At 62.4% G+C, this 25,113-nt stretch carries 24 protein-coding genes; 10 read left to right on the forward strand and 14 right to left on the reverse strand.

Features of this window, described 5'->3' with window-relative positions; translation table 11 throughout:
- From QRN54_RS07680 to iolC, 6 genes are read right to left on the reverse strand one after another with little or no spacing between them, the layout of a single operon-like run.
- Nucleotides 1-1,041 (reverse strand): Gfo/Idh/MocA family protein, encoded by a 1,041-nt coding sequence (locus QRN54_RS07680; protein ID WP_285181823.1) that lies wholly within the window; start codon nt 1,039-1,041, stop codon nt 1-3.
- 26 nt (nt 1,042-1,067) lie between these two features.
- Nucleotides 1,068-1,973: a sugar phosphate isomerase/epimerase family protein gene (locus QRN54_RS07685; protein ID WP_007727370.1), complete on the reverse strand. Its 906-nt coding sequence runs from the start codon at nt 1,971-1,973 to the stop codon at nt 1,068-1,070.
- A 52-nt stretch (nt 1,974-2,025) separates the two neighbouring features.
- On the reverse strand, nt 2,026-3,981 hold the full coding sequence (gene iolD, locus QRN54_RS07690; protein WP_030535076.1) for a 3D-(3,5/4)-trihydroxycyclohexane-1,2-dione acylhydrolase (decyclizing): 1,956 nt from the start codon (nt 3,979-3,981) through the stop codon (nt 2,026-2,028).
- A 14-nt stretch (nt 3,982-3,995) separates the two neighbouring features.
- Nucleotides 3,996-4,868, reverse strand: a complete 873-nt coding sequence (gene iolB, locus QRN54_RS07695) for a 5-deoxy-glucuronate isomerase (protein WP_021332503.1) — start codon at nt 4,866-4,868, stop codon at nt 3,996-3,998.
- A 21-nt stretch (nt 4,869-4,889) separates the two neighbouring features.
- Nucleotides 4,890-5,789: a Cgl0159 family (beta/alpha)8-fold protein gene (locus QRN54_RS07700; protein ID WP_021332504.1), complete on the reverse strand. Its 900-nt coding sequence runs from the start codon at nt 5,787-5,789 to the stop codon at nt 4,890-4,892.
- Complete coding sequence (gene iolC / locus QRN54_RS07705) at nt 5,782-6,786, reverse strand: 5-dehydro-2-deoxygluconokinase (protein ID WP_021332505.1); 1,005 nt, start codon at nt 6,784-6,786, stop codon at nt 5,782-5,784. Before iolC ends, QRN54_RS07700 begins: the two co-directional genes overlap by 8 nt.
- Before the next feature lie 199 nt (nt 6,787-6,985).
- On the opposite strand from iolC, the gene QRN54_RS07710 reads away from it, so the two are divergent.
- From QRN54_RS07710 to QRN54_RS07730, 5 genes are all read left to right on the forward strand, one after another.
- The gene (locus QRN54_RS07710; RefSeq protein WP_003941006.1) at nt 6,986-7,723 is read left to right on the forward strand and encodes a GntR family transcriptional regulator; all 738 of its coding nucleotides are present in this window, start codon (nt 6,986-6,988) and stop codon (nt 7,721-7,723) included.
- 106 nt (nt 7,724-7,829) lie between these two features.
- Nucleotides 7,830-8,978: a Gfo/Idh/MocA family protein gene (locus QRN54_RS07715; RefSeq protein ID WP_021332507.1), complete on the forward strand. Its 1,149-nt coding sequence runs from the start codon at nt 7,830-7,832 to the stop codon at nt 8,976-8,978.
- A gap of 30 nt (nt 8,979-9,008) precedes the next feature.
- Entirely contained in the window at nt 9,009-10,391 is a 1,383-nt protein-coding gene (locus QRN54_RS07720) for an MFS transporter (protein WP_021332508.1), read from the forward strand.
- 121 nt (nt 10,392-10,512) lie between these two features.
- Nucleotides 10,513-11,949, forward strand: a complete 1,437-nt coding sequence (gene iri, locus QRN54_RS07725; RefSeq protein WP_285181824.1) for a rifampin monooxygenase Iri — start codon at nt 10,513-10,515, stop codon at nt 11,947-11,949.
- A 58-nt stretch (nt 11,950-12,007) separates the two neighbouring features.
- The gene (locus QRN54_RS07730; protein WP_100245418.1) at nt 12,008-12,433 is read left to right on the forward strand and encodes a hypothetical protein; all 426 of its coding nucleotides are present in this window, start codon (nt 12,008-12,010) and stop codon (nt 12,431-12,433) included.
- Between the two features lie 39 nt (nt 12,434-12,472).
- Here QRN54_RS07730 and QRN54_RS07735 read toward each other — a convergent pair whose 3' ends face one another.
- From QRN54_RS07735 to QRN54_RS07750, 4 genes are all read right to left on the reverse strand, one after another.
- Nucleotides 12,473-12,790, reverse strand: coding sequence for a hypothetical protein (locus QRN54_RS07735; protein WP_037125592.1), 318 nt, complete (start codon nt 12,788-12,790; stop codon nt 12,473-12,475).
- Nucleotides 12,791-12,851: 61 nt separating this feature from the next.
- The gene (locus QRN54_RS07740; RefSeq protein ID WP_285181825.1) at nt 12,852-14,036 is read right to left on the reverse strand and encodes a phytanoyl-CoA dioxygenase family protein; all 1,185 of its coding nucleotides are present in this window, start codon (nt 14,034-14,036) and stop codon (nt 12,852-12,854) included.
- Nucleotides 14,037-14,209: 173 nt separating this feature from the next.
- A complete protein-coding gene (locus QRN54_RS07745) occupies nt 14,210-14,986 on the reverse strand; it encodes a TIM barrel protein (RefSeq protein ID WP_080726629.1) in 777 nt (258 codons plus the stop codon).
- The gene (locus QRN54_RS07750) at nt 14,983-16,008 is read right to left on the reverse strand and encodes a Gfo/Idh/MocA family oxidoreductase (RefSeq protein WP_285181826.1); all 1,026 of its coding nucleotides are present in this window, start codon (nt 16,006-16,008) and stop codon (nt 14,983-14,985) included. Before QRN54_RS07750 ends, QRN54_RS07745 begins: the two co-directional genes overlap by 4 nt.
- A 115-nt stretch (nt 16,009-16,123) precedes the next feature.
- On the opposite strand from QRN54_RS07750, the gene QRN54_RS07755 reads away from it, so the two are divergent.
- From QRN54_RS07755 to QRN54_RS07770, 4 genes are all read left to right on the forward strand, one after another.
- Nucleotides 16,124-17,125 (forward strand): LacI family DNA-binding transcriptional regulator, encoded by a 1,002-nt coding sequence (locus QRN54_RS07755; protein WP_285181827.1) that lies wholly within the window; start codon nt 16,124-16,126, stop codon nt 17,123-17,125.
- A 160-nt stretch (nt 17,126-17,285) separates the two neighbouring features.
- Nucleotides 17,286-18,287, forward strand: a complete 1,002-nt coding sequence (locus QRN54_RS07760) for a substrate-binding domain-containing protein (RefSeq protein WP_007727338.1) — start codon at nt 17,286-17,288, stop codon at nt 18,285-18,287.
- Nucleotides 18,288-18,350: 63 nt separating this feature from the next.
- Entirely contained in the window at nt 18,351-19,409 is a 1,059-nt protein-coding gene (locus QRN54_RS07765; protein ID WP_285181828.1) for an ABC transporter permease, read from the forward strand.
- A 3-nt stretch (nt 19,410-19,412) separates the two neighbouring features.
- Complete coding sequence (locus tag QRN54_RS07770) at nt 19,413-20,225, forward strand: ATP-binding cassette domain-containing protein (protein WP_007727336.1); 813 nt, start codon at nt 19,413-19,415, stop codon at nt 20,223-20,225.
- A gap of 58 nt (nt 20,226-20,283) precedes the next feature.
- On the opposite strand, the gene QRN54_RS07775 is transcribed toward QRN54_RS07770, so the two are convergent.
- The 4 genes from QRN54_RS07775 to QRN54_RS07790 are packed head-to-tail and all read right to left on the reverse strand — an operon-like array spanning nt 20,284 to nt 23,979.
- Entirely contained in the window at nt 20,284-21,288 is a 1,005-nt protein-coding gene (locus QRN54_RS07775; RefSeq protein WP_285181829.1) for a Gfo/Idh/MocA family protein, read from the reverse strand.
- A complete protein-coding gene (locus tag QRN54_RS07780) occupies nt 21,285-22,151 on the reverse strand; it encodes a TIM barrel protein (RefSeq protein ID WP_285181830.1) in 867 nt (288 codons plus the stop codon). The genes QRN54_RS07775 and QRN54_RS07780 overlap by 4 nt, the downstream gene beginning before the upstream one ends.
- Entirely contained in the window at nt 22,148-23,188 is a 1,041-nt protein-coding gene (locus tag QRN54_RS07785; protein WP_256520550.1) for a Gfo/Idh/MocA family protein, read from the reverse strand. The genes QRN54_RS07780 and QRN54_RS07785 overlap by 4 nt, the downstream gene beginning before the upstream one ends.
- A complete protein-coding gene (locus tag QRN54_RS07790) occupies nt 23,188-23,979 on the reverse strand; it encodes an SDR family oxidoreductase (protein ID WP_003940964.1) in 792 nt (263 codons plus the stop codon). Before QRN54_RS07790 ends, QRN54_RS07785 begins: the two co-directional genes overlap by 1 nt.
- A gap of 75 nt (nt 23,980-24,054) precedes the next feature.
- Here QRN54_RS07790 and QRN54_RS07795 point away from each other — a divergent pair, with 75 nt between their 5' ends.
- Entirely contained in the window at nt 24,055-25,077 is a 1,023-nt protein-coding gene (locus tag QRN54_RS07795) for a LacI family DNA-binding transcriptional regulator (protein ID WP_228402116.1), read from the forward strand.
- The last annotated feature ends 36 nt before the right edge of the window (nt 25,078-25,113 follow it).

The following is a 25,113-nucleotide window of genomic DNA, read 5'->3' on the forward strand; positions in this document are numbered from 1 at the left end:
CTAAGCTCCGGCCACAGAGTCGCGCGCAACCATGTCCACGGCGACGCGCTGACCCGTCTCCAGAGACATCACACCGGCGGCGCAGACAGCGGCCGCGGCGTACCCGTCCCAGGCACCTGGTCCGTCGATGTAGTTGCCGGTGCCGGCGCCCGTCTTCACTGCCTTGATCCACCGGGCGAACTCGGTGTCGTATGCCTGCCCGAAGCGTTCGCGGAATCCTGGGGTGATCTGCCCACCCCAGTTGCCGGGCTTGGTCTTTCGGATCAGTCCCACGTCGAGTCCGATCATCGCGCTTCCGAGTTCGCCGACAACTTCGGTGCGCACCTCGTAGGCAACTCCGGTGGTGACAAACACCTCGGCGTCGACGTGTCTACCGGACTCGGTCTCGAATATCGCGATCTGTGGGTCTTGAATGCCCTCGGGAGCAAACGAATTCGCGGCCGGTCGGATGATCTGCACCGAGGTGATCTCTTCGTCGAGCAGGAATCGTGTCACGTCGACCTCATGGACGAGTGAGTCCTTGACGATCATCGCGCTGTCGAAGCCGTTCGGAACCGCAGGATTGCGGTGCGCGCAGTGCACAACGAGAGGGCGACCGAGATCGCCGCTGTCGATCAAATCCTTGAGCTGGGTGTATTCGTGGTCGAACCGGCGCATGAAACCAACCTGGATCAGTCTTTTTCCCAGCGCTGCTTCGGCTTTGACGATCGTGAGCGAACTGTCCGCGTCGGTGGTCAGCGGCTTTTCGCAGAGAACAGGCTTGCCCGCTTCGAGGCAGGCAAGAACCTGCTTCTCATGGGTCGGGCCCGGGGTTGCGAGAACAACGGCGTCGACGTCCTCGGCTGCGATGGCATCGAACGGATCGACGACGACGCGCGCCCCTGGCGTCAGTGCTGCGATTTCCTCGGCGCGGGCGAGAGAGTAGTCGTTGACGACGGTGACGCGGGCACCGCCGATTTTGTTGGTGATGCGGTCGACGTGATCGGCCCCCATGATGCCGACGCCGAGCACTGCGATCCGGAGATCCTGGTTGTCAGACATGCGGTGGTACTCCTCGATTGTGTTGCTCAGTTGAAACGGACGGCGGGGACGCCACAGGTGGACAGGTATTTCTGAGTGCGCGCTGCGATGGGCAGCGGTGTGTCGGGATGGCAGGGATACATGTCCTGCTCGACGATCGCGAACACGTCGATGCCGAGCTTCTCGATGGCCTCCAGAAGCGGCGGCATGTCGGGGATTCCGCGCGGCGGTTCGATCATGGCACCGAGTTTGACGGCCTCACCGAACGGCAGGTCCTCCGCCTCAACCTTGGCGACTATCGCCGGATCCACCTGTTTGAGGTGTAGGTACCCGATGCGCTCCGGATGTTTGTTGATAATTGCGAGATTGTCGCCGCCGCAGTAGCTGATGTGGCCGGTGTCGAGACACAGATTCACGAAACGCTCGTCGGTCCCTTCGAGGAACTTGTAGACGTTGTCTTCGATGTCGACGTGACTGTCGGCATGAGGATGGTACTGCGCCATGACGCCGTACTCCTCGAGCATTGCCTTCCCGAGAGCGTTCATGCCGTCGGTTTTCTTACGCCACTGCTCGGGCGTCAGATTGCGGTCTTCGAGTACCGCTCCGGTGGAAGGGTCGCGCCACATCTCAGGGATGACCACCACGTGCTTGCCGCCGACGGCTGCGGTCAACTTGGCGACGTCCTTGATCTGATTCCAGACGGCATCCCAGGAATCGTCCTGGTGCAGGTGTTCGAAAACGGTACCGGCCGAAAGCTTCAGGCCGCGGGCGCCGAGTTCGTCCGTCAACTTGGCTGGATCGGTCGGAAGGTATCCGAACGGGCCGAGTTCAATCCATTCGTATCCCGACGCGGATACCTCGTCGAGGAATCGTGTGTAAGGGGTCTGCTGTGGATCGTCCGGAAACCACACGCCCCAGGAGTCGGGGGCTGATCCGACGCGAATCGCGCTCATGTCTAAATTCCTTTCGCGGGCAAGCTTTATGGGGTGTGGTTGTGCGGAATTTTCATTCGGATGGACGGAGGTAGGGTCGCTGAATCTTCTTCCAGGACTCGTAAGTTGTCCGTGCCTTCTTGGTGGACTCGAGTTCGGAGGTGGCCGATACCGGTACATCCCACCAGGATTCGCTGTCCGGGGCGCCGATCAGCGGATCGGTTTCGACGTGGATGACGGTGCTGGTGTCGCTTGCTTTGGCAACTTTGATCGCGTCGGCGAACTCTGCAGCGGTGTTGGCGCGGATGACGTCGACACCGAGGCTGGCGGCGTTCGCGGCCAGATCGACCGGGAGAACCCCTCCGTCGAGACGTCCGTCATTCGAGCGGTAGCGGTACTGCGTGCCGAAGCGCTGGGAACCCAGCGACTCGGACAGTGAACCGATGGAGGCAAATCCGTGATTCTGCACCAGGACGACGATGACCTTGAGGCGTTCCTGTACGGCGGTGACCAATTCGGTGGCCATCATCAGATAGGAACCGTCGCCGACCATCACGAACACGTCGCGATCGGGGCACGCCATGCGGACGCCTAGACCGCCGGCAACTTCGTATCCCATGCACGAGTACCCGTATTCGACGTGATACCCCTTGGAATCACGGGTTCGCCACAGCTTGTGGAGGTCACCCGGCATGGACCCGGCAGCGCACACCACGACGTCACGTGGATCGGACAGTGTGTTGACCAGGCCGATCACCTGATTCTGATTCAGTGACCCGTCGGCAGCGGGTTCGGCTGGGTTGTAGACGGATTCGACGATCGCATCCCAATCGCGAGCGAGGTCACCGATCCTGGACGCGTATTCGTCGTCCACCCGGTAGTCGTTCAGTGCAAGTGCCAGCGCGTCGAGTGCCTCACGTGCGTCGGCGACAACGCTGACTCCGCCCTGCTTCACGGAGTCCAGTGATGCGACGTTGATGTTGACGAAGCGAACGTCGGGATTGGTGAACGCGGTGCGGGACGCGCTCGTGAAATCGCTGTACCGCGTACCGATTCCGATGACGACGTCAGCCTCGGTGGCCAGTGCGTTTGCAGCCGTAGTGCCGGTGGACCCCACCGCCCCGACGGATTGTGGATGGTCGTAGACCAATGAACCCTTGCCGGCCTGGCTCTGCCCCACGGGGATTCCGGTCTGCGCGCAGAACGCTGCCAGAGAGTCGGTGGCCTGGCTGTAGATCACGCCGCCGCCGGCGACGATCAGTGGCTTGCGAGCCGAGCGGATGATCGCGGCGGCGCGTTCGATCACCGATCGTTCGGGGAGCGGGCGGGCCACGTGCCACACCCGTTCGGCGAAGAAGGACTCGGGCCAGTCGAAAGCCTCGGCCTGCACGTCCTGCGGGATGGCGATGGTGACCGCGCCGGTCTCGACGGGATCAGTGAGAACGCGCATCCCGGCGAGCAGAGCGCTCGGCAACTGCTCCGGGCGCCATACCCGATCGAAGTATCGTGAGACGGGTTTGAAAGCGTCGTTGACTGTGACGTCGCCGCTCGACGGGAGTTCGAGTTCCTGTAAGACGGGGGCACTGGCGCGGGTCGCGAAAGTGTCTGCGGGAAGGAGTAATACAGGTAGACGATTGATGGTGGCCAGTGCCGCGCCGGTGATCATGTTGGTGGCACCGGGGCCGACGCTGGACGAGACCGCCCACGTCTGCAGGCGGTCCTTCATGCGGGCGTGCGCGACAGCCGAGTGCACCATCGCCTGTTCATTGCGGCCGAGCACGTAGGGGAGTGTCGGCTCACGGCCGGCGTCGAGATCCTGGATCTCGGCCTGCAAGAGTGCCTGCCCCAGTCCGGCGACGTTGCCGTGCCCGAAGATTCCGAAGCAGCCGGCGAACAGCTTGGTGCGCTGGCCGTCGCGTTCGGTGTACTGGTTGGCGAGGAAGCGGACGACAGCTTGAGAAACGGTGAGGTATACGGTCGGCTCGTCGCGAGGTGGACGATTGCCGGTTGCGTTGTTGGTGGGTGCCACAGCTTTCACTTCCGTCAGTTGTGGGACTGCAACGGCAGTCGAGGGTCGATGTCCTGGTGATCCCAGCTTCCACGTAGCCAGGTGTGTTGCGGATCGTCACAGATGTTCCACGCCCGGATCTCGCCCGAACCTGCCATGACATTGAGGTAGTACATGTGGTGGCCCGGCGCTGCGATGGACGGGCCGTGATAGCCGTGCGGCACGAGAACGACGTCGCCCGAGCGGACTTCCTCGAGCACTTCGATAGGTCTCGCGGCGGTTCCGTACACGCGGTGGTAGCCGAAACCTTCGGTCCCGGTGGGGCTTCTGTCGATCTCGAAGTAGTAGATCTCTTCCAGGGCCGATTCGACGTCGCTGTTCTCGTCGTGTTTGTGGCTGGGATACGACGACCAGTTCCCGCCGGGGGTGATGACCTCACACGCGATGATGGAGTCGGCCTCGAAAGTGTCTGCGGTGGCGAAGTTGTGAACCTGTCGGCTGCAGTTCCCGGCACCGCGGAGCTCGACCGCAACTCCTGAAGCCGGACCGTAGCGATGGGGGAGCTTTGCGCCGGCGCGCGCTCCGCACAGAGCGAAGCGGCCCCCGTCAGCGCTGCTGACCGAGTAGTCGGCGTCGCGTCCTACGTACGCGAAATCGCTCGGGCCGTCGAAAACCGATGCGCGGCCAGTGAGGGGAATCTCCGTCCCCTCGGCAACAACCACGGCCGAACCCGCAAGTGGAACGACGATGATTTCGTTCTCGCCGGACCGCAGGTGGACGTTCGCACCCGGGGCGAGTTCGAGTATCCACAAGCTGGATTCGGTCCACCCGGCAGACTCCGGCGTGACCACTGTCGTGAAATCACCGTCGGCGGACGATCCGGCGGGGACGTAGTACTTGCTGAACATCTTGCTCCTGCCAGGTCGGTTCTAGTGGACGAGCTTGACTGCGGTGTCGACGGCCGCGGTCACGTCGCCGTCGGGTGGGTATAGCAGCGCGCGTCCGACGATCAGTCCGCGCACGGACGGCAGCTGAAGTGCAGCGTCCCACTTTGCGTACGTTTCTTCCGGCGCGATCTGCGGATCGCCGCCCAACAGGAGCGTCGGGAGGGTGGTCGCATCCATGACGCGTTCCATCTCGTCGACGACCGGCAGTTTCATCCACGTGTACGCCGAGGTGGAGCCGAGACCTTGGGAGATGTGGATGGATTTGATGACGGCGTCGGGGCTGAGATCGTTGACGACCTTGCCGTTCACGCGGCTGGAGAGAAACGGCTCGAGCATCGCGATCAGTCCGGCCGCGGCCAGTTCGTCCACGGCTTCGGCACATGCCGTCATGGTGGGCAGTGTGCCCGCGTCGTCGAGTGCGATGCGTAGCAGCATCTTTCCGCCGTTCATTCCGAACTTCGCGGTGCCCGCCGCGGTGTATCCCGTCATGCGGTCGTCGAGTTCGAAGCTCGCGCCTGCCAGGCCGCCGCGGTTCATCGACGAGAAGACGACCTTGTCGTCGAGGGCGCCGAGGAGGAGCAGATCGTCGAGAATGTCCGCAGTACCGAGAACGCCGTCGACTCCAGGATTGTCGAGAGCAGTGCGCAACCGGTCCAGCAGATCGGTACGACTGTTCATCGCTGTCGGCTTGCCGCCGACAGACAGCGCCCCACGCGCCGGATGATCGGCCGCGACGATCATGAGCCGGCCATTGCCTCGAACAGTGGCGCGAGGAGTTCGCGCTGCCCAGGCCTTTTCGATGATCTGCGGATCGCTCGCACGCAGTTCCGTCACTTCGGCGTAGGTGGTGGCGAGGGGGCGGGCGGCGAGCTTGTCAGACATTGACTGCCTCCGTGGCTGTGGCTTCGGCGAGATCGTGGACTTCTTCGGCGGTCGGCATCGCAGTGGAGCATTCGAGCCGAGATGCGACTATCGCGCCGGCCGCGTTGGCGTACCGCAGTACCTTCTCCAGCGGCCACCCGGCCAACAGTCCGTGGCACAGTGATCCGCCGAAGCTGTCGCCTGCTCCCAGCCCGTTGACCACGTCGACGGCGTTGGGCGGCACGGTGATCGACTGCTTTCGCGTTTTTCCGAGAACGCCCTTCGGGCCCTGCTTCACGATGGCCAGTTCGACGCCGAGGTCGAGAAGTGCGTCGGCCGCCTTGTTCGGGTTGGTCTCACCGACCGCGATCTCGCACTCTTCACGGTTTCCCACGGCCACAGTCACGTGCGCCAGAGCGCGCTGCACCTGATTGGTTGCTTCCTGGGGCGTCGACCAGAACATCGGACGGTAGTCCAGATCCAGAACCGTCAGCGGGCGTCGTTCGCGGGCTTCCCAGGCCGCGAAGTGTGCACTGCGACTCGGTTCTTCGGACAGCCCCGTCACAGTCGACCAGTAGAGGGACGCCGTTCGAACGGCGTCGAGGTCGATGTCTTCCGGGGTGATCCGAAGATCGGGCGCATGCGGCTTGCGGTAGAAGTACAGCGGAAAGTCGTCAGGAGGGAAGATCTCGCAGAACGTCACCGGTGTCGGGTACTCGGAATTGGTGACGACAAACCTGTTGTCGACGCCCAGACGTGCCAACTCGCGTGTGACGAACTTCCCGAAAGGATCGCTGCCTACGCCGGAGATCAGTGCTGCTCGCCGGCCGAGGCGCGCGGCCGCCACCGAGACATTGGCTGCGCTGCCGCCGAGGAACTTGCCGAACGTCTCGACGTCCTCGAGTCCGACACCGGTCTGAAGTGGGTAGATGTCCACACCCGATCGGCCGATGGCAAGCACGTCGAAGGGTGTGTCAGGGATGTGTGACCCGCTCTGGTGAGTGTTGATGCTTGTCAAAACTGACTCCCGAGAGTTCGTGGTGGGTTGCCCACGCAGGGCACCGATGTATGACTGAAACTGTGCGCCGCGACACAGCGATTGTCAATAGTTTGTCTGGACATTATGACTTGCGGTCAAGTGAATGTTAGTGTTCGCATACACTGCCGAGAGAAGTAGCGTCGATACGGCGCCTTCCCAAGACAGATCGGAGTTGGCCGTGGTCGCAGCACTCGCCGTCGAGTTGGACCGCTCGAGCCCGGTGCCGCTGTATTTTCAGCTGGCACAGGCAATCGAGGGCGCTATTCTCGGTGGCGAACTTGCCCCAGGTGATCGCTTCGAGAATGAACTGGCGTTGGCCAAACGGCTCAATCTCTCACGTCCGACCACTCGACGCGCGATCCAGGAACTGGTGGACAAGGGACTACTTGTTCGTAAGCGGGGAGTCGGAACTCAGGTGGTGCAAAGTCCGGTGCACCGCCCGGTCGAGCTCACCAGCCTGTTCGACGACCTTGCGAGGGCCGGCCAGGCGCCGACGACCAAGCTGCTCGAGTTCACGGTGGGAGTTCCCGCCGAGGACGTTGCCGCGGAACTCAACCTCGAACCTGACGCAGAAGTGGCCACCATCAGGCGTCTGCGAAGCACCAACGGCGAACCGCTTGCAGTGATGACCAATTACATTCCGGTGGACATCGCACCCGATCCCGAGGAGTTGGAGACGCAGGGGCTGTACCAAACCTTGCGAACTCGCGGCGTTCACATCCGTGTCGCGCGGCAGCGAATCGGCGCTCGGGCGGCGACTCGCGAAGAAGCAGGATTGCTCGACGAGAAAGTGGGTGCTGCCCTCTTGACCATGAGCCGCACTGCATTTGACGATTCAGGTAGCGCCGTCGAGTACGGCAGCCACTGCTACCGAGCGTCGCGTTACTACTTCGACACCACCGTGGTCGACCGCTAGATCTCGATCCCGGTGACACGAGTACCCGCCTGACCGAGTCAGTGGGGGTGATTTGTGATCCCAGCATTTCTGCGATCCTTCGATCATTTGACCCGAACGGAGCCTCATGACAGGCATTTCAGTAGCAGTTGCCGGATTCGGATGGATGGGCCGCGTCCACACGCAGGCGTATCTGCGTCTGCGGCAGCACTATCCGCAGCTTCCCGTGATCCGCCTGGCCGCCGTCGCCGACGAGGTGCCTGGCAGAGGGGAGGAAGCAGCGGACCAGTTCGGTTTCGAAGCTTTCACCCAGGATTGGCGCGATATCGCAGCCGATCCGGCCATCGACGCGGTGAGCATCACGGCCCCGAACTTCTTGCACCGTGAAATCGGCGTCGCAATGGCAGAGGCCGGCAAACACATCTGGATCGAGAAGCCCGTCGGCTTGTCCACGGAAGACGCCAAAGCTGTTGCCGTAGCAGTCTCGAAGGCCGGTGTGCAGTCGACCGTCGGCTTCAACTACCGAAACGCGCCGGCTGTGGCCCTGGCAAAGAGCCTGATCGACTCAGGGGAGTTGGGCACGATCACGCACTCGCGTTTTCGTTTCCTCAGCGACTATGCGGCCCACCCTGAAGGTGCTTTGAGTTGGCGATACGAGCGGGAGCGCGGCGGCGCCGGCGTCCTGGGCGACTTGGCTTCGCACGGCATCGATCTGATTCGTCATCTTCTCGGTGACGTCGACGCTCTCGTTGCGGATACTGCGATCTTCATCCCGGAGCGTGCGCGTCCGTCCGCCGCTACCAGTGGACATGCGCGGGCCAGCGGTGGGGAGATGGGGGCTGTCGAGAACGAAGACTTCGTCAGCGCACTGCTGCGCCTCGGGTCGGGTGGCCGGTGCACCCTCGAAGCATGCCGCGTCGCCGTGGGAGAGCAGAACAATTACGGATTCGAGATTCACGGCACGAAAGGTGCCGTGTTCTGGGACTACCGCCGGATGGGTGAACTGGGCACCAGCCTCGGCTCGAAGTACCAGGACCAATCCGTCACGACGGTTCTGGTCGGCCCCGAGTCCGGTGAGTTCGGCCGCTTCCAGCCTGGCGCGGCCAACGCGATGGGCTACGACGACCTGAAAGTGATCGAGGCTCGCAATTTCATCGCCTCGATCGTGGACGGAGCGCCGCAGGGCGCGACCATCGCTGATGCAGTCGCGTCCGCACAGGCTCTGGACGCGATGGTCGCCTCGGTGACCTCCGGCAGCTGGATTTCTCTCGGCTGATCGACAGCTCCTCCGAAAGGCTCTGGTGCAGTGACATTTCCCCGCGGACTGGCGCTGCTCGTGGCAGCAGCGCTGTTCATGGAGATGCTGGACGCGACGATTCTCGCAACGGCACTGCCGTCGATCGCCCAATCTTTCGGAGTTGATGCCGTCGACGTCAATGTCGCCGTTTCTTCGTACCTCCTGGTGTTGGCCGTCCTGATCCCGGCGAGCGGATGGATGGCCGACAGATTCGGAACGCGACGTGTCTTCATCTCTGCCATAGTCGTTTTCACGGTGGCGTCGGTGGGATGTGCACTGAGCACCTCCCTCCCGATGCTGGTGGGAATGCGTGCTTTACAAGGGGTAGGCGGCGCCATGATGGTGCCGGTGGGGCGGCTCGCAGTATTGCGGGTGACGTCGAAGGCGGAACTCGTACGGGCTATCGCCTACTTGACGTGGCCGGCGCTCACAGCGCCGGTTCTTGCGCCCGCTGTGGGTGGAGCCATCGTGTCGATCGCTTCGTGGCGCTGGATCTTTCTGATCAACGTTCCGATCGGGATCGTCGGGTTTCTGCTGGCGTTGCGCATGGTGCCCGACATTCGGGAGGCGCAGAAACGGAGCCTCGACTGGCTGGGATTGGTGGTGATCGGAGCAGGCGTCGCAGTGCTTGTCGTGGCGCTCGATAACGTGCACAGTGCCGGAACCGACTGGCTACGAGTGGGCCTCGGGATCGTTGCGGCTCTGATCTTGTTGAGCTTGGCCGTCATTCACCTCGTCCGGTCGGATCATCCGCTCATCGCGCTCGGCGTCCTCCGACTTCGATCGTTTCGGCTCGTCGCGTCGAGCGGCTCGCTGTACCGGCTCGTGATCATGGGCGTGCCGTTTGTGCTGCCGTTGTTGTTCCAAGTGGGATTCGAAATGTCGGCGTTCAAGGCCGGTCTGCTGGTGATGGCTCTGTTCGCGGGGAATATCGCGATCAAACCGCTCACCACTCCGCTCATGCGCAGGTTCGGGATCAGACTAGTTCTGGTGGGAAACGGAGTTCTGTCGGTGGTGTGCTTCGGTGCGCTGGTACTGATCTCGTCGACGACACCGGACGTCGTAATCGCTGTCGCACTGTTTGTCAGTGGCGCGTTGCGATCCATCGGGTTCACCGCGTACAACAGCTTGGCGTTCGCCGACGTCGACTCGGGTGAGCTGACCGATGCCAATACTCTGCATGCAACGCTGCAAGAGTTGGCGTCCGGTCTGGGTATTGCACTGTCCGCTTTGGTGATCACGCTCTGTACACCGTTGGCGGAGTCGGAGGATCTGAGCGGCGGAGTGCCGTTTTCTCTGACGCTGGGTGTTCTCGGGGCCATGCTGGTGCCGACGGTGATCGAGAGTTGGCGGCTCCCACGCGATACGGGTGCTGTGGTGTTGGTGCGCTGATGAAGCGTCTTCCGCCACTTTCATCATAACGCGGGACCCGGGGCTTGCGGCAAGGCCCCGGTGATGGTGCACACTCGTCTGCTGCGAGCAAGCAAAAGCCTTGCCCGAAGGAGGGGATCGCATGAGTGATGTCATCATTGTCGGTGCTGGACCAACTGGATTGATGCTGGCAGGTGAGCTCCGGCTGCAGGGCGTCGATGTCGTCGTCGTGGACAAGGACGAGGAGCCGACTCAGTTCGTCCGTGCCCTCGGTATCCATGTGCGCAGCATCGAAATCATGGAGCAGCGCGGGTTGCTGGACAAGTTCCTCGCGCACGGCCGCAAATATCCGCTCGGTGGATTCTTCGCGGGGATCAGCAAACCGGCACCGGCGCACCTCGATACTGCGCACGGGTACGTACTGGGCATTCCTCAGCCCGAGATCGACAGGATTCTTGCCGAACATGCCACCGAAGTCGGTGCGGACATTCAGCGAGGGAAGCGCGTCGTCGCGATCCGTCAAGATACCGATAGCGTCACAGCGGAATTGTCCGACGGCACAACACTTCACGCGCGTTATCTCGTGGGCTGCGACGGCGGCCGCAGCACTGTTCGGAAGCTGATCGACGTCGGGTTTCCCGGCGAGCCGTCGAGCGCCGACACGTTGATCGGCGAAATGGACGTGACCATGCCGGCTGATGAACTGGCCGCCGTTGTCGCCGAAATCCGGGAAACGCACAAACGATTCGGAGTCGGTCCCGCCGGCAATGGTGCTTTTCGCGTCGTGGTACCCGCGGCCGAAGTTGCCGACGGTCGCGCGGTTCCCACCACCCTCGACGACATCAAGCAACAGCTACTGGCCATTGCGGGCACCGACTTCGGTGTGCACTCACCGCGGTGGCTCTCGCGCTTCGGTGACGCCACCCGTCTGGCGGAGCACTACCGGCGTGACCGGGTGTTCCTCGCCGGCGATGCCGCACACATCCACCCACCGATGGGCGGACAAGGCCTCAATCTCGGTGTCCAAGATGCCTTCAACCTCGGCTGGAAGCTCGCCGCAGAGATCAACGGCTGGGCACCGGACGTCCTGCTCGACACGTACGAATCGGAACGGCGTCCGGTGGCTGCCGACGTTCTCGACAACACGCGCGCGCAGGCGGAGCTGATCTCCACCGCAGCCGGTCCACAAGCTGTGCGACGCTTGATCTCCGAGTTGATGGACTTCGAAGACGTCATGCGTTATCTGACCGAGAAGATCACTGCGATCTCGATTCGCTACGACTTCGGCGAAGGTGACGACCTACTCGGTCGGCGGCTGCGGAACATCGCGTTGACGCGCGGCAACCTGTACGACCTGATGCGATCCGGCCGCGGACTTCTTCTCGACCAGGGTGGCCAACTGTCCGTCGATGGTTGGAGCGATCGCGCCGACCACATCGTTGACACAAGCACTGAATTGGACGCTCCGGCTGTCCTGCTTCGGCCGGACGGTCATGTGGCATGGGTCGGGGATTCGCAGGCGGAGTTGGATACTCAGCTGTCCACGTGGTTCGGCCGGCCGGCGACGGGCCCCGTGTGACTCTTCGGATTCGGCAACCGAGCACCGTGGCGACTCGGACGCACTACCGTTGACGACTATGAGGCGAAGGTCAGCACAGGTTGCGGCTGCGGCAGCGGGCTCTGTGGGAGCGCTGATGCTGACAAGCTGCACGACCAATGTCGATGTGCCGAAAACCTTTGCCGCCACGATAACGGTGACCGGTCAGGCAGAGCAGGCCGAGACGGTCTCTGGAGAGTGCGTGATCGACATGATTCGTGTTGCTCCGAACGACCAGATTCAGATTTTCGGGGGCAGCGGCGCTGCATCCACAAGGTCGGCACTCGAGGTCGAGGCAATCGATCAACTTCCCGACGGAATGAGCACCTGCTCCTACACCGCACATTTTGATGCCGTCCCCGCAAACCAGAGAAACTATGAGGTGAGCTTGGGCCACTTCTCTCCGGAGTCCTTCAGCTCAGATGAGTTGGAGAACGGTGTCACCTATCAACTTCGCCGGCCCTGACTGAACCAGTTCTCCCTCGCGTTGTATCCGGTCCGACTTTCACTGAGCTCGCTTGGTGGTCCCGTCGCCTCCGCGCTGTCGAGCCTTACCGGGGTTGATGTGGAGCCGAACACCCTCGTAGGCGACTGTGTACGGCACATCGTCGTCGTTGTCCGGGTCGCCGGAGTCCGCAGGATCCGGAAGTTCCGCGATCTGTTCGATGACAGTCTGTGCTCGCGCCGCACCGGGATCGAACATCTCCTGAAACGGCCCGACGAACGACCCCCCAAGCCCGCGGCGCCTTGCCCGAACAGCCGCCCACCCGAACACCGCCAACGGGCCGATCATGGCGAACAGCACTAACAAGTCCCACCCCATGCCACGAGCGTACCGACTGACCGGCATTGGGCGGTCCAAGTCTCGTCAGCGCTGTCGTCCCTCAGGCCATTCGTCTCTCGGACTGTGCCTTCAGCAACTCGGCCAGATGGTCAGGCGAGATCCGCTCGCGAACCGCCTCCATCACTAGTTCGGCCTGCGTCTGAGGCGCGAGGCCGTCGATCGGTTGGTCTCGGTCCAGATTGGTCGGGAAGGCGTAGCCCTCAGCGGAAGCGGCGACGGCACAGCGAACGGACTCGTCGGAACCTGCTTCGCTGAGGGCGAGCAGTGCCGGATAGATCGCGTTGACGAGCGCCTCCCGGTCAATGGTTCCGAGGGCGCGACCGAAGGCTGACGACACCTGAAGAAGATTTGCCATGCGCAGGACGTCGGCGGATTTGTTGTGCCCGGCGGCGTGGAACAGTGCAGGGTTGAAGAAGACGGCATCTCCCTTCTCCAAAGGTAATTGGACGTAATTGGCCTCGAAGAACTCCTTGAACTCGGGACGCTCGAACGCGAGGTATCCGGATTCGAATTGTTGGGAGTAAGGCAGATATTTCGTCGGGCCCGTCTCGACCGGCATGTCCACATGGGCGACTGCACCTTGCAAGGTGAGGGCGGGGGTCAAGCGATGAACGTGCGCTCGGAACTTCGCAGCGACGTCGCTCGACATGAAACCGAGGTGGTAGTCGCGATGTGGATTCTGTGCGGCGCCACCGGGATTGACGACGTTGACGTCCGACGTCACCTGATACATGGGGCCGAGCCAGGCTTCCGAAGCCAAAGCGACAATGCTGTTTGCGTAGTAGTCGACGTAAGCCTTGGGATCTTCGAGCGCCAACTTCAGTTGTGCTCCCCAGATCCGGTCATTGGCTCCGGGTTTGGCGAAGTGATCTCCGGACACCGCGCCGGCTTCGTGTTGGCGCGCAATGAGTTCACGGAAGACCGCACTGGCGCGATCCAATACCTCCGCGTCGAACGCGCCTTGGAAGACCGTGATGCCTGGACCGGTGAGTAACGCCCGGGCGATCTCGTCCTGAATCTCCGCCCGGATTTCAGGATTCGACAATTTGTCGACCAGAGCATCCGAGCGGTAGAGAAGAACGCCGTCGGCCACCGAATGGGCGTACGGGTAATCGACGGGGTCTGTCTCGTGTGCGACCAGAGCGGCGAAGTCTTCGATGTTGCAATCTTCTCGGTGCAATCTACCCGCGAACGGCACGGTGTGGTCGGTCAGTGCTGGAGTCATTCGGGGGCCTTCCTGCGGAGTTCACGATGTGCTGTGACTCAAAGACTGCCAAGGAAAAGCCATCGAAACTACCCCTGAAATCCATCAAAAAGACCTCAGGAAGCGCTCCCCGTGGACTCGACCGGTGACGGAAGATCTGCGCGCTACGACGGGATCACGTTCCTGGGTGAGAGTTAGAGAGTGAAGGCGTTCCGGAAAGCAGTGAGTGCGGTGTCACTGTCTCCGGATGCCCAGCCCTCCAATCCGATCGTGCCGGTGTAACCCTGCTCGGCGAGAACGCGTGCGATGGCTGGGTAGTTGATCTCGCCGGTTCCGGGTTCGCATCGGCCGGGTACGTCGGCCACCTGAATCTCGCCGATGTTGTCACCACAACGCCGCACGAGTTCGATGAGGTTTCCTTCGCCGATCTGTGCGTGGTAGAGGTCGAGCATCATCTTGAGGTTGGGGTGTGAGACGGATTCCACCAGTGCCAGAGTGTCTTTGGCTCTGGCCATCGGTACGCCAGGGTGATCGACGATCGTATTGAGATTCTCGAGGCAGAAGACGACTCCGGCGTCTTCACCCAGTCGCGCGATCTTCTCGAGAGCGCGTTGGGCCGTCAGCCACATCGCTCCCGTAGTTCGATACTGCGGGCGCGCGGCCTGTCCGTCGATCAGCTCGCCGGTATGGAAGTTCAGCCGAGGAACGCCGAGTTTCGCTGCCGGCGTGAGGCATAGCGCCGCTGTACGTACGAGTTCGGCGCTGCCCGCTTCGTCGAACAAATCGCCGTGAAGATAGCCGGTCATCGAGGAGAACCGAGCCCCGGTGGCGACCAGAGCATCGAGGTCCTTGTCTTGCCAACTCCAGATCTCGGCTGCGAACCCCGCCTCCGAGATCCGCCGAATGCGTTCGACGACAGGGAGTTCGGTGAACGTCATCTCGGCAGAGACCGCCAAATCGAAGGGGCTCACTGCGGCACCGACAGCAGCGATACGGGCAGTCCGGTTTCCACGGATTCTTTTGCAGCCAGTGCGATTTCCAGGGCGTTGCGAGCATCGAGACCGTCGACCGACGGCGCGCTGCCGGAGCGGATGCAGTCTGCGAAGTGCGCTAGCTGGGCAACATAGGCGTCGTGAAACAGTTCGATGTTCACCCGAGGTGTGTCGGCCCGAACGCCCGGTGAGCTGTAATGACGCATCGCGGTCCGCGTGACCTCGCCTGCACTCACCATTCCACCGGAACCGAAAACCTCGCCGCGAACGTCGTAACCGTAGGTGGCCTGGAAGTTGGCCTCGGCCGACGCGAAGGCGCCGTTGTCGAACCGCAACTGAACCATCGACGTATCGAGGTACCCCTGCTCCTTGTACTGCGGATGGACGAGAGCATCGGCCTGCGCGAACACCTCGACGACGCGTGCCCCCGGGTTGAGCCAGAGCAGGGCGTCGAAGTCGTGAATCAGTGTCTCGTTGAAGATCGTCCACGGCTTGACTCGAGAGGCGACGTCGGCGGTGATTCCCGGATCGCGAGTCAGAGAGCGAAGTAGCTGCGGTGTCCCGATCCCACCGGAGGTGATCACGTCGTGTGCCGCGGCGAAGTCGGCGGCGAAGCGCCGGTTGAAACCGACCTGCAGCGCAACATTGTTCGCGGCGCATGCGCCGATTGCGCGATCGGCGTCCTCGAGTGTCAAAGCCATCGGCTTTTCGCAGAAGACATGCTTGCCGGCCTCCGCTGCTGCTACCACGAGATCGGTGTGAGTTGATGCGGGCGTGCTGATGAGCACCGCTTCGACGGTCGGATCGGCAATCAGCTCAAGGGCGTCGGCGTACGCACGGGCGTCGGGACTGACACGTTCGATCAACGACGCCGCAGCGCCGGGCGCAGGATCGGCGACGGCGACGAGACGGGTGCCGGGGATACGCAGCGCGACGGACTCGCCGTGGAAACGGCCGATCCATCCAGCGCCGATCAGACCGACTGCAACAGAGGCAGACATGGGGGCTCCGTTCGGAGTGAGGATGAGGAACTAGATCGTTCTAGTCGTGTCAGTAAAGCGCTGGTTGCCTCGTGCGTCAACGTTTCGGCGTGTATTCGCTGGAACGATCTAGTCTGTGGAGGTGAACAGTCGACGCCCCACCTTGCAAGACGTAGCAGACCTGGCCGGTGTGTCACGCGCACTGGTGTCCATCGTCATTCGCGATGTCCCGGGTGCCAGCGATGCGACGCGGGTACGGGTCAAGGCGGCCGCGGACGAACTCGGCTATCGACCCGACAACGCGGCGCGACTGCTGCGCCAGCATCGCAGCCGCCTGATCGGTGTCAGTTATGTTGCCGCGCAAACCTTTCACGCGGAGCTGCTCGACGAGATCTACGACGCAGCCGAACGCTTGCGCTACGACGTCGTTCTCAGCGCCGTCTCGGACCGCAGGCCTGGCTCGCGCGCCGTGCGCACCCTGCTCGACGACCGATGCGAGGCGATCTTGCTGTTGGGTTCGCAGGCGCCGGAATCGGAGATCGTCGACCTGGCGGCCAAGGTTCCCGTCGTCGTGCTCGCCCGGAAGATGCCCTCAGCACAGGTGGACGTTGTCCGCACGGACGACGAGGCGGGCGCCGTGATGGCCGTGAATCATCTCGTCGGACTCGGGCACCGCTCGATTGTCCATGTCGACGGCGGACGCGGTCCGGGCGCCCAGGAGAGGCGTCAGGGCTACCGGAAGGCCATGCGGGCGGCCGGGCTGGAATCGCGGATACTTCCCGGCGGCCTCACGGAGGAGTTCGGCGCGGACGCCGCGCGGTCGATGGTCGAACAAGGGATTCCCGGTGCGGTCTTCGCTTTCAATGATCGTTGCGCGCTAGGAGTCCTGGACGTCTTCTTGCGTGCGGGAGTCTCGGTGCCCGGCGACGTCTCCGTGATCGGATTCGACAACAGTGCATTGGCAGGTTTGGCGCACATCGATCTGACCAGTGTCGGGCAGGACACGGCGTTTCTGGGTGGCGCCGCGGTGGAGCGAATCTCCGAACGTCTCGACGCCGGAAGTGGACTCTTGGGCAGGGACATAGTCGCGCAACCACAACTTGTAGTTCGAGGTTCAACTGGACTCGTAGGGCGTTGACCTGGCGTTTCGACCTAAACTAGGTTGTCCGGTCTTTGATAAGCAGTCCTAATGTCAGAACAAACTATTGACATTCGACTGTGACGGGTATTACATCTTTCACATACAACCGAGCACCATCCGTTCGCGGGCCGTTGGTTGATGTCGAGAGGGAGTTCACATGTCGTTTCTCACGGGACGCAAGAGCGTTGCCGTACTGGCCGGAGCCTCAGTCGTGGTCTTGGGTCTGGCCGCCTGTTCCAGCACCGGCGGTAAGCCGGATTCTTCCGGATCCGGAATGGGCGCGGGTACGGCGGACACGCCCCGCGCCACCATTGCGATGATCACCCATGAAGTTCCCGGTGACACGTTCTGGGATCTGGTGCGCAAGGGCGCCGAAACCGCAGCGGCCAAGGACAACATCGAACTTCGGTACTCCGCCGATCCCGAGGCGCCGAATCAGGCCAACTTGGTTCAGAGTGCGATCGACAGCAAGGTCGACGGGATCGCCGTCACCCTCGCGAAGCCCGACGCCATGGTTGCCGCGGTCCAAAGTGCCACCGCCGCGGGCATTCCGGTGGTCGCCCTCAACTCGGGCCTCGAAACCTGGAAGGACATGGGCGTCAAGGAGTACTTCGGTCAGGACGAGTCGATTGCCGGTGAAGCTGCCGGCGAGCGACTCAACACCGAAGGTGCCACCAAGGTGCTGTGCGTGATTCAGGAGCAGGGCAACGTGAGCCTCGAATCACGGTGCGCCGGTGTGAAGAAGTCGTTCAAGGGAACGACGGAGATTCTCAACGTCAACGGCAAGGACATGCCGTCGGTGGAGTCGACCATCACCGCGAAACTTCAACAGGACCCGGCAATCGATCGAGTTCTCGCGCTCGGTGCGCCGTTCGCATTGACGTCCGTGACGTCGGTCGGCAATGCGGGCAGCAAGGCGAAGGTCGTCACCTTCGACACCAACGCGGCGCTCGTCGACGCCATCAAATCCGGTGACGTGCAGTGGGCAGTGGACCAGCAACCCTTCCTGCAGGGCTACCTCGCCATCGATTCGCTGTGGCTTTACCTCAATAACGGCAACGTGATCGGTGGTGGCTTGCCCACCCTGACCGGACCCGCGTTCATCGACAACACCAACATCGACTCGGTCGCCGAGTACGCCAAGAACGGAACTCGCTGATCCGGGCGCACGGAGGGCTGAGAGTCCGCCCTCCGTGCGCCTGTCCAGCACGGAAGGGAAATCATGTCCACTCAGGCAGATCTCGACCTTGCCGCCCATAAAGTCGTGACCGATGAACGGGTGAAGGAGCAAAAGCGCATTCAGCGTCTGCTGCTCCGCCCGGAGATGGGTTCACTTGTCGGCGCCATCGCCATCTTCGTCTTCTTCTGTATCGTCGCGGCACCGTTCCGTACGCCGGAAGCGCTTGCGACAGTGCTCTACTCCAGCTCCACGATCGGCATCATGGCTTGCGCGGTCGCCCTGCTCATGATCGGCGGCGAGTTCGACCTCTCCGCCGGCGTCGCAGTCACCACGTCCTCGCTCGCCGCGTCGATGATCGCCTACAACCTGCACCTCAACCTGTGGGTGGGCGCGATTCTGGCGCTGGTCGTCTCGCTCGCCGTCGGATTCTTCAACGGCTACCTCGTCATGAAGACGAAGATTCCCAGCTTCCTCATCACCTTGAGTTCGTTCCTGATGTTGACCGGCATCAACCTGGCCGTCACCAAGCTCGTGAGTGGTCAGGTGGCCACACCCAGCGTCTCCGACATGGCCGGATTCGATTCCGCGAAAAAGGTATTCGCGTCGTCGTTCTCGGTCTTCGGGGTGTCCGTCAAGATCACGGTCGTGTGGTGGCTGCTGTTCACCGCGATTGCAACATTTGTTTTGTTCAAGACCAAGATCGGCAACTGGATCTTCGCGGTCGGCGGCAATCAGGACAGTGCCCGCGCGATCGGTGTGCCGGTAACCGCAGTCAAGATCGGCTTGTTCATGACCGTCGGCTTTGCTGCCTGGTTCGTGGGCATGCATCTGCTGTTCTCGTTCAACACCGTTCAGTCCGGTCAGGGTGTCGGTAACGAGTTCCTGTACATCATCGCCGCAGTCATCGGCGGTTGCCTGCTCACCGGTGGTTACGGAACCGCGATCGGCGCTGCGATCGGTGCATTCATCTTCGGTATGACCAACCAGGGCATCGTCTACGCAGGCTGGAACCCGGACTGGTTCAAGTTCTTCCTCGGCGCCATGCTGCTCTTCGCGGTCATCGCCAACAACGCATTCCGCAACTACGCTGCGAAAAGGTGACACATGAGTACCACAGCTGAAGTTCCCGCTCTCTCGAACTCGGGCGGCAACGTGCCACTGATCGAGCTCAAGGACGTCGGTAAGCAATACGGAAACATCATCGCGCTCAAGGGAATCAACCTGCGCGTCGGTGCGGGTGAAGTAACGGGCGTGCTCGGTGACAACGGTGCAGGCAAGTCCACGCTGATCAAGATCATCGCGGGTCTGCACCAGCAGAGCGAAGGTGAACTACTCGTCGACGGCGAACCGACAACGTTCCACTCGCCGAAAGAAGCTCTCGGCAAAGGCATCGCGACGGTCTATCAGGACCTCGCCGTCGTTGCGTTGATGCCGGTGTGGCGCAACTTCTTCCTCGGGCAGGAACTGCGCAAGGGTGGTCTGATCAAGTCGCTCGACGCCAACGCCATGCGCGCGACGACTCTTTCGGAACTGTCGAAGATGGGCATCGAACTACCTGACGTCGACGCACCGATCGGTAGTCTCTCGGGCGGTCAGCGTCAGTGTGTTGCCATCGCCCGCGCCATCTTCTTCGGCGCGCGCGTGCTGATTCTCGACGAGCCGACAGCAGCGCTCGGCGTCAAGCAGTCGGGAATGGTGTTGCGCTACATCACCGCTGCCAAGGAACAGGGATTCGGCGTCATCTTCATCACGCACAATCCGCACCACGCGTACATGGTCGGCGATCACTTCGTGCTCCTCAACCGAGGCAGGCAGAAGCTCGACGCCAAGTACGACGACATCTCACTCGAAGAACTGACCAAGGAGATGGCGGGCGGTGACGAGCTCGAGACGCTGACCCACGAGCTTCGCCGCTAGATCAGAACCTCGCGACTACAGCCTCGGTTCGAATCGAACCGAGGCTGTAGTCGTTTCGTCACAGGATGGTCGTCGGCCGAACCCCGAGGCCGGAATGCATGTACGCCTCGTCGATCATCGTCATGTTGGCTACCGCGTCGCCCGGCCCGATCGGCAGCGCCGAGACCCCGGACAGATGATCGGCGAACGCTTCGAGTTGATAGGTGTACGACGACTTCGTGCCCAGATGCTCGACGCTCGTGCGCCCACCGGCCGTGACGGAGACACGGTCGTCGATGTCCGGCTGCAGGAAGTTGTGTACCAGGACGTCTCCTTCAGTGCCGAATACTCGGAAGGTGAAGTGATACCGCTCGTCCAACATCGTGGTCACCACGGATGTCGTGGCGCCGCTGGGGTATTCGAGTTCGATGTCGAACCACGAATCAACCCTCGGAGCATATTCCTCGTGGCGGGTCTCGGTCACCACTGGCGCACCACCACAGACGTCACTCAGCGTCCGGGAAGCATGTAACCCGTAGCAGCCCAGGTCCATCAGTGACCCGCCTGCCAAGGCGAGCTCCCACCGCGGGTCGTTCTCGGATGGTGTGGGCATCCGCAGTACGGTTTCCACCCGAGTGACCGCGCCGACGGCGCCGCTTCGAACCAGATCCAGCAGGCGCCGGTTCACCGGATGAAAGAGGTAGTGGAACCCCTCGAGCAGCGTCACGCCGCTCACGCGTGCTGCCTCGGCTACAGCACGCGCTTCCACCGCGTTGCTCGAAAACGGTTTCTCCGTCAGCACGTGCTTGCCGGCCTGAACGGCGGCGAGATTCCACGGTCCGTGCAGGCTGTTGGGCAGCGCGTTGTAGACGACATCCACCTCCGGATCCGAGATCAGCTCGGCGTACGAACCGACCACCCGTTCGATCCCGTGCTGGGCCGCATAGGCTCTGGCCCGCTCGGGGTCGCGTGCGGCAACGGCCACCAGGCGGTGCCCGGTGGCCGTTGCAGGTTTGATCATCGCGTTCTCGGCGATGCGTGAGGCTCCCAGAATGCCTATCCGCAGCGGGGTAGGAGGTGTCACAGAACCGACCGCAGATACTCGACGCTCGCTCGCACATCGCGCACCGGTCCCTCGTCCGACGGCGCTTCGGCCAGAATGGTGTCCTGCTCGAGCACGTACCACCCGTCGAAACCGTGGCGCTGCAATATGGCTGTGACACCGGCGATGTCGACGTCGCCGCCACCGAGTGGACGGTACATTCCCGCCTTCACGCCGTCGGTGTAGGTGAGCTCACCTCTGCGAACGCGTGATGCGAGGGCATCGTCGACGTCCTTGAGATGCACGTGGGTGATGCGCTCGGGAGCTTGACGCGCCAGGTCGACCGGATCGGTGCCGCCGATCAACAGGTGGCCGGTGTCCAGGCACAGGGGGATGGCCGAGCCGTCGAGCACTCGCAGGACCTCGTCGCGCTGCTCGATCATCGTTCCGACGTGAGGGTGGACAACTGCCCTGATTCCGCGCTCGGCCGCGGCGTCGGTGAGGCGATCGAGATTGTGCAGCAGGGTTTTCCAACTCTGCTCGTCCAGTTCCAGGCGTGAATCGTAGCCGTCGGAACCCGTCGCGGCGGCCAGGACCAAAACTTCGGCACCCGAGGCGACGAAACCATCGAGGATGGGGGAGATGCCGGGAACCGGATCATGATCGCGATCATGCAGCAGTACCGGTGCGAACCCGCCGACTGCGCTCAGATCGTGATCCGCGAGCACCTTGGCCATTTCGGCGGGTGCAGTCGGCAGAAAGCCCTCCGGTCCGATTTCCGTTGCCGCCAGACCGACTTCGCGCATTTCCCGGAGGACTTGCGCAGGGTCGAGTTGGTAGCCCCAGCCCGGGACTTCGCACACGCCCCAGGAGATCGGTGCGCCGGCGATGCGAGGAGTGCTCATGTGTGTGCCTCATTCTTGTCGTGAAGGAACAGATCTTTGACTTCGGTGATCGTGACGGGCCGACCCTCGCGCAGAGAGTGCGTTGCAGCTTCGGAGATCCAGGCCGACTCGACCGCATCTGCGGGCGTGCACGGTGATTCCCGACGCCCGGCGACAACGCCGAGGAATGCTTCGAGTTCCGCACGGTAGGCGGACGTGAAGCGGTCCATGAAGAACGTGTACGGCTCCTTCGAGGGGAACGATGTTTCGGGGTCGAGAGAGCGGAGTGGCAAGCGGTCGTCCAGCCCGGCAACGACGGAGTCCGCCGAGCCGAGTACCTCGAGTCGGCAGTCGTAGCCGCGGCCGTTGTAGCGGGTATTCGACACGACCGCGATGGTTCCGCCTTCGAAAGTGAGAACCGTTGCGGCGGTGTCGACGTCACCGGCATCGGCGATCCCGCGATCACCCTGATTCGAGCCGGTGGCAAAAACAGTGGTGACTTCGCGGCCGCTGATCCACCGGACGATGTCGAAGTCGTGGATCGAGCAGTCGCGGAAGATGCCGCCTGAGTGTTCGATGTACGAGATCGGCGGGGGAGCGGGGTCGAGGGTGGTCGATCGGAGAGTGTGGATCCAACCGAGTTCTCCAGATCGAACCGCGTCGTACGCCGCCACAAATGACGGGTCGAATCGGCGCTGAAATCCGATCTGGACTGGTACCGACGTCTGTTCGGCAGTCGCGAGTACACGAACGGAGGATTCGATGGAGTCGGCTACCGGCTTTTCGCAGAACGTCGGGATGTCTAGGCGGACAGCGGCTTCGATCAATTCGGCATGTGAACTCGACGACGCGGCGATCAGAACGCCGTCGATGCCCGACGCGAGAAGAGCCGCCGGGTCAGTAGCGGACTGCACATCGAGTTCGGTTGCCACGTCCGAGGTTCGACGTGCGTCGACATCGGTGACAACCAGCGCGTCGACGCCGTTTAGCGTCAGCAGGTTTCGGGCGTGGTAGCTGCCGATTCGTCCGAGGCCGACGACTCCGATACGAGCGCCCATCAGTCCAGCCCTCCGAAGACGTTCTGGTCCCAGTCGATGATCGAACCCGTCACGACTCCGCTGCGATCGGAGAGCAGGAAGACGACGAAGTCGGCGATTTCGTCGACCTGTCCGAGCTTGCCCATGGGGAGGGTGCTGCCCGCACGTTCCTGCCAGTCGTCACCAGCGTCGTGAAAAGCTCTCTGCGTGAGGTCTTCACCCTCGGTCTGTGTCCACCCGATGTCGAGACCGTTGATCCGGATACGATCCCAGCGATGCGCATGGGCGGCGTTGCGGGTCAGCCCCGCCAGCCCGGCCTTCGCTGCCACGTACGGCGCGAGATACGGTTGCCCGCCGAGTTCGGACGTGGAGATGATGTTGACGATGGACCCGGGGACCGCACGCTCGCGCATGTCTTTGACTGCTGCCTGCATCGTGAAGAACGGACCGCGAAGGTTCACCGCGATGTGCTGGTCGAAGAGTTCTTCGGTGGTGTCGAGCAGCGTTCCACGTGAAGTGAGCCCGGCGGAATTGACCAGAGCATCCACGCGGCCGAAGTGAGAGATCGTCTCGGCCACGCTGTCGAGCGCGGAATCCGTTTGTGCCACATCGGCTTCGATGAAGTGAGTTCCCGGAAGTTCTGTCTCGAGAGCCTTTCCGACGTCCGGGCGTCGGCCGGTGAAAGCCACCTGAGCGCCCTCACGGACTGCGGCGCGTACGATTCCGGCGCCGACGCCTTGCGAGCCGCCACTGACCAGTAAGACGGTGTCGGCCAGGAGTGCGGGCCTGGTTACGCCCGGCGTAGAAGTCATGGGTTTAGTCTGGCTGTGACGAAGACCTCGAGCAACAGCAAAAAACCATCAAATATCCATCATTGTGAGGTAGTTGTGGCGCATCGATTCAAAGTACGGGAGATCGCTCAGCAGTCGGGCCTGAGTGAGGCCACCGTCGACCGGGTGCTCAACGACCGTCCTGGAGTTCGCGACGGCACACGATCGGAGGTTCGCCAGGCGATCACGGACCTGGAACGTCAACGCTCGCAACTGAAACTGGTCGGTCGCACGTTCATCGTCGACGTCGTGTTGCAAACTCCTGCAAGGTTTTCCGACGCCGTCCGTGACGCGCTCGAGGCCGAACTGCCCACCCTTGCACCCGCTGTAGTTCGTTCCAGGTTTCACTTTCGTGAAACCGGTTCGGTAGAAGCGATGACGTCGACGCTCGACAAGATTCGCCGGCGTGGCTCCCACGGAGTCATCGTCAAGGCTCCCGACACTCCGGAAGTCGTGGCGGCGATCGACCGGTTGGTGGCGGCAAGGATTCCGGTCGTCACGTTGGTGACCGACGTTGCCGGCAGCAGGCGAGCCGCCTACATCGGCATCGACAACCGAGCCGCTGGAGCCACCGCCGCGTACTTGATAGATCAGTGGCTGGGGGATCGGGAAGGCAACGTGCTGGTCAGCATGAGCAGTGGGTTCTTCCGCGGGGAGGAAGAACGGGAGATGGGATTTCGCTCCGCCATCCGAGTCTCGGCTCCGCATCGACGGTTGATCGACATTCCGAACAGTGACGGTCTGGATCAGACGAGTAGGAAACTGGTGCGAGCGGCACTCGAATCCGATCCGCAGATCCGTGCCGTGTATTCGATCGGTGGTGGCAACCTGGCCACGGTCGACGCGTTCGACGAACTGAACCGTGAGTGCAGTGTCTTCATCGCCCACGATCTCGACGGTGACAATCGAAAGTTGCTGGGGGAGAGGCGAATATCAGCGGTGCTCCACCACGATCTGCGTGCGGATGTTCGCACTGCCTGTCAGGTGGTCATGAAGGAACACGGCGCCATGGGCGCTCACTTCGGCTTTACGACGTCACCGGTTCAAGTCGTGACACCGCTCAACATGCCCCCGACATAGCTGTGCGCGGTCAAGGAGTCCGGAGACTCCCTAACC

The organism is Rhodococcus sp. MEB032 (genome assembly GCF_030208925.1).
Lineage (GTDB): Bacteria > Actinomycetota > Actinomycetes > Mycobacteriales > Mycobacteriaceae > Rhodococcus_F > Rhodococcus_F qingshengii.

Bases quoted from the DNA above. Each gene is read 5' to 3' on its own strand.
- QRN54_RS07680 (WP_285181823.1), bottom strand. From the start codon at position 1,041: ATGTCTGACAACCAGGATCTCCGGATCGCAGTGCTCGGCGTCGGCATC.
- QRN54_RS07685 (WP_007727370.1), bottom strand. From the start codon at position 1,973: ATGAGCGCGATTCGCGTCGGATCAGCCCCCGACTCCTGGGGCGTGTGG.
- iolB (WP_021332503.1), bottom strand. From the start codon at position 4,868: ATGTTCAGCAAGTACTACGTCCCCGCCGGATCGTCCGCCGACGGTGAT.
- QRN54_RS07700 (WP_021332504.1), bottom strand. From the start codon at position 5,789: ATGTCTGACAAGCTCGCCGCCCGCCCCCTCGCCACCACCTACGCCGAA.
- QRN54_RS07715 (WP_021332507.1), top strand. From the start codon at position 7,830: ATGACAGGCATTTCAGTAGCAGTTGCCGGATTCGGATGGATGGGCCGC.
- iri (WP_285181824.1), top strand. From the start codon at position 10,513: ATGAGTGATGTCATCATTGTCGGTGCTGGACCAACTGGATTGATGCTG.
- QRN54_RS07730 (WP_100245418.1), top strand. From the start codon at position 12,008: ATGAGGCGAAGGTCAGCACAGGTTGCGGCTGCGGCAGCGGGCTCTGTG.
- QRN54_RS07735 (WP_037125592.1), bottom strand. From the start codon at position 12,790: ATGGGGTGGGACTTGTTAGTGCTGTTCGCCATGATCGGCCCGTTGGCG.
- QRN54_RS07740 (WP_285181825.1), bottom strand. From the start codon at position 14,036: ATGACTCCAGCACTGACCGACCACACCGTGCCGTTCGCGGGTAGATTG.
- QRN54_RS07750 (WP_285181826.1), bottom strand. From the start codon at position 16,008: ATGTCTGCCTCTGTTGCAGTCGGTCTGATCGGCGCTGGATGGATCGGC.
- QRN54_RS07760 (WP_007727338.1), top strand. From the start codon at position 17,286: ATGTCGTTTCTCACGGGACGCAAGAGCGTTGCCGTACTGGCCGGAGCC.
- QRN54_RS07765 (WP_285181828.1), top strand. From the start codon at position 18,351: ATGTCCACTCAGGCAGATCTCGACCTTGCCGCCCATAAAGTCGTGACC.
- QRN54_RS07770 (WP_007727336.1), top strand. From the start codon at position 19,413: ATGAGTACCACAGCTGAAGTTCCCGCTCTCTCGAACTCGGGCGGCAAC.
- QRN54_RS07780 (WP_285181830.1), bottom strand. From the start codon at position 22,151: ATGAGCACTCCTCGCATCGCCGGCGCACCGATCTCCTGGGGCGTGTGC.
- QRN54_RS07785 (WP_256520550.1), bottom strand. From the start codon at position 23,188: ATGGGCGCTCGTATCGGAGTCGTCGGCCTCGGACGAATCGGCAGCTAC.
- QRN54_RS07790 (WP_003940964.1), bottom strand. From the start codon at position 23,979: ATGACTTCTACGCCGGGCGTAACCAGGCCCGCACTCCTGGCCGACACC.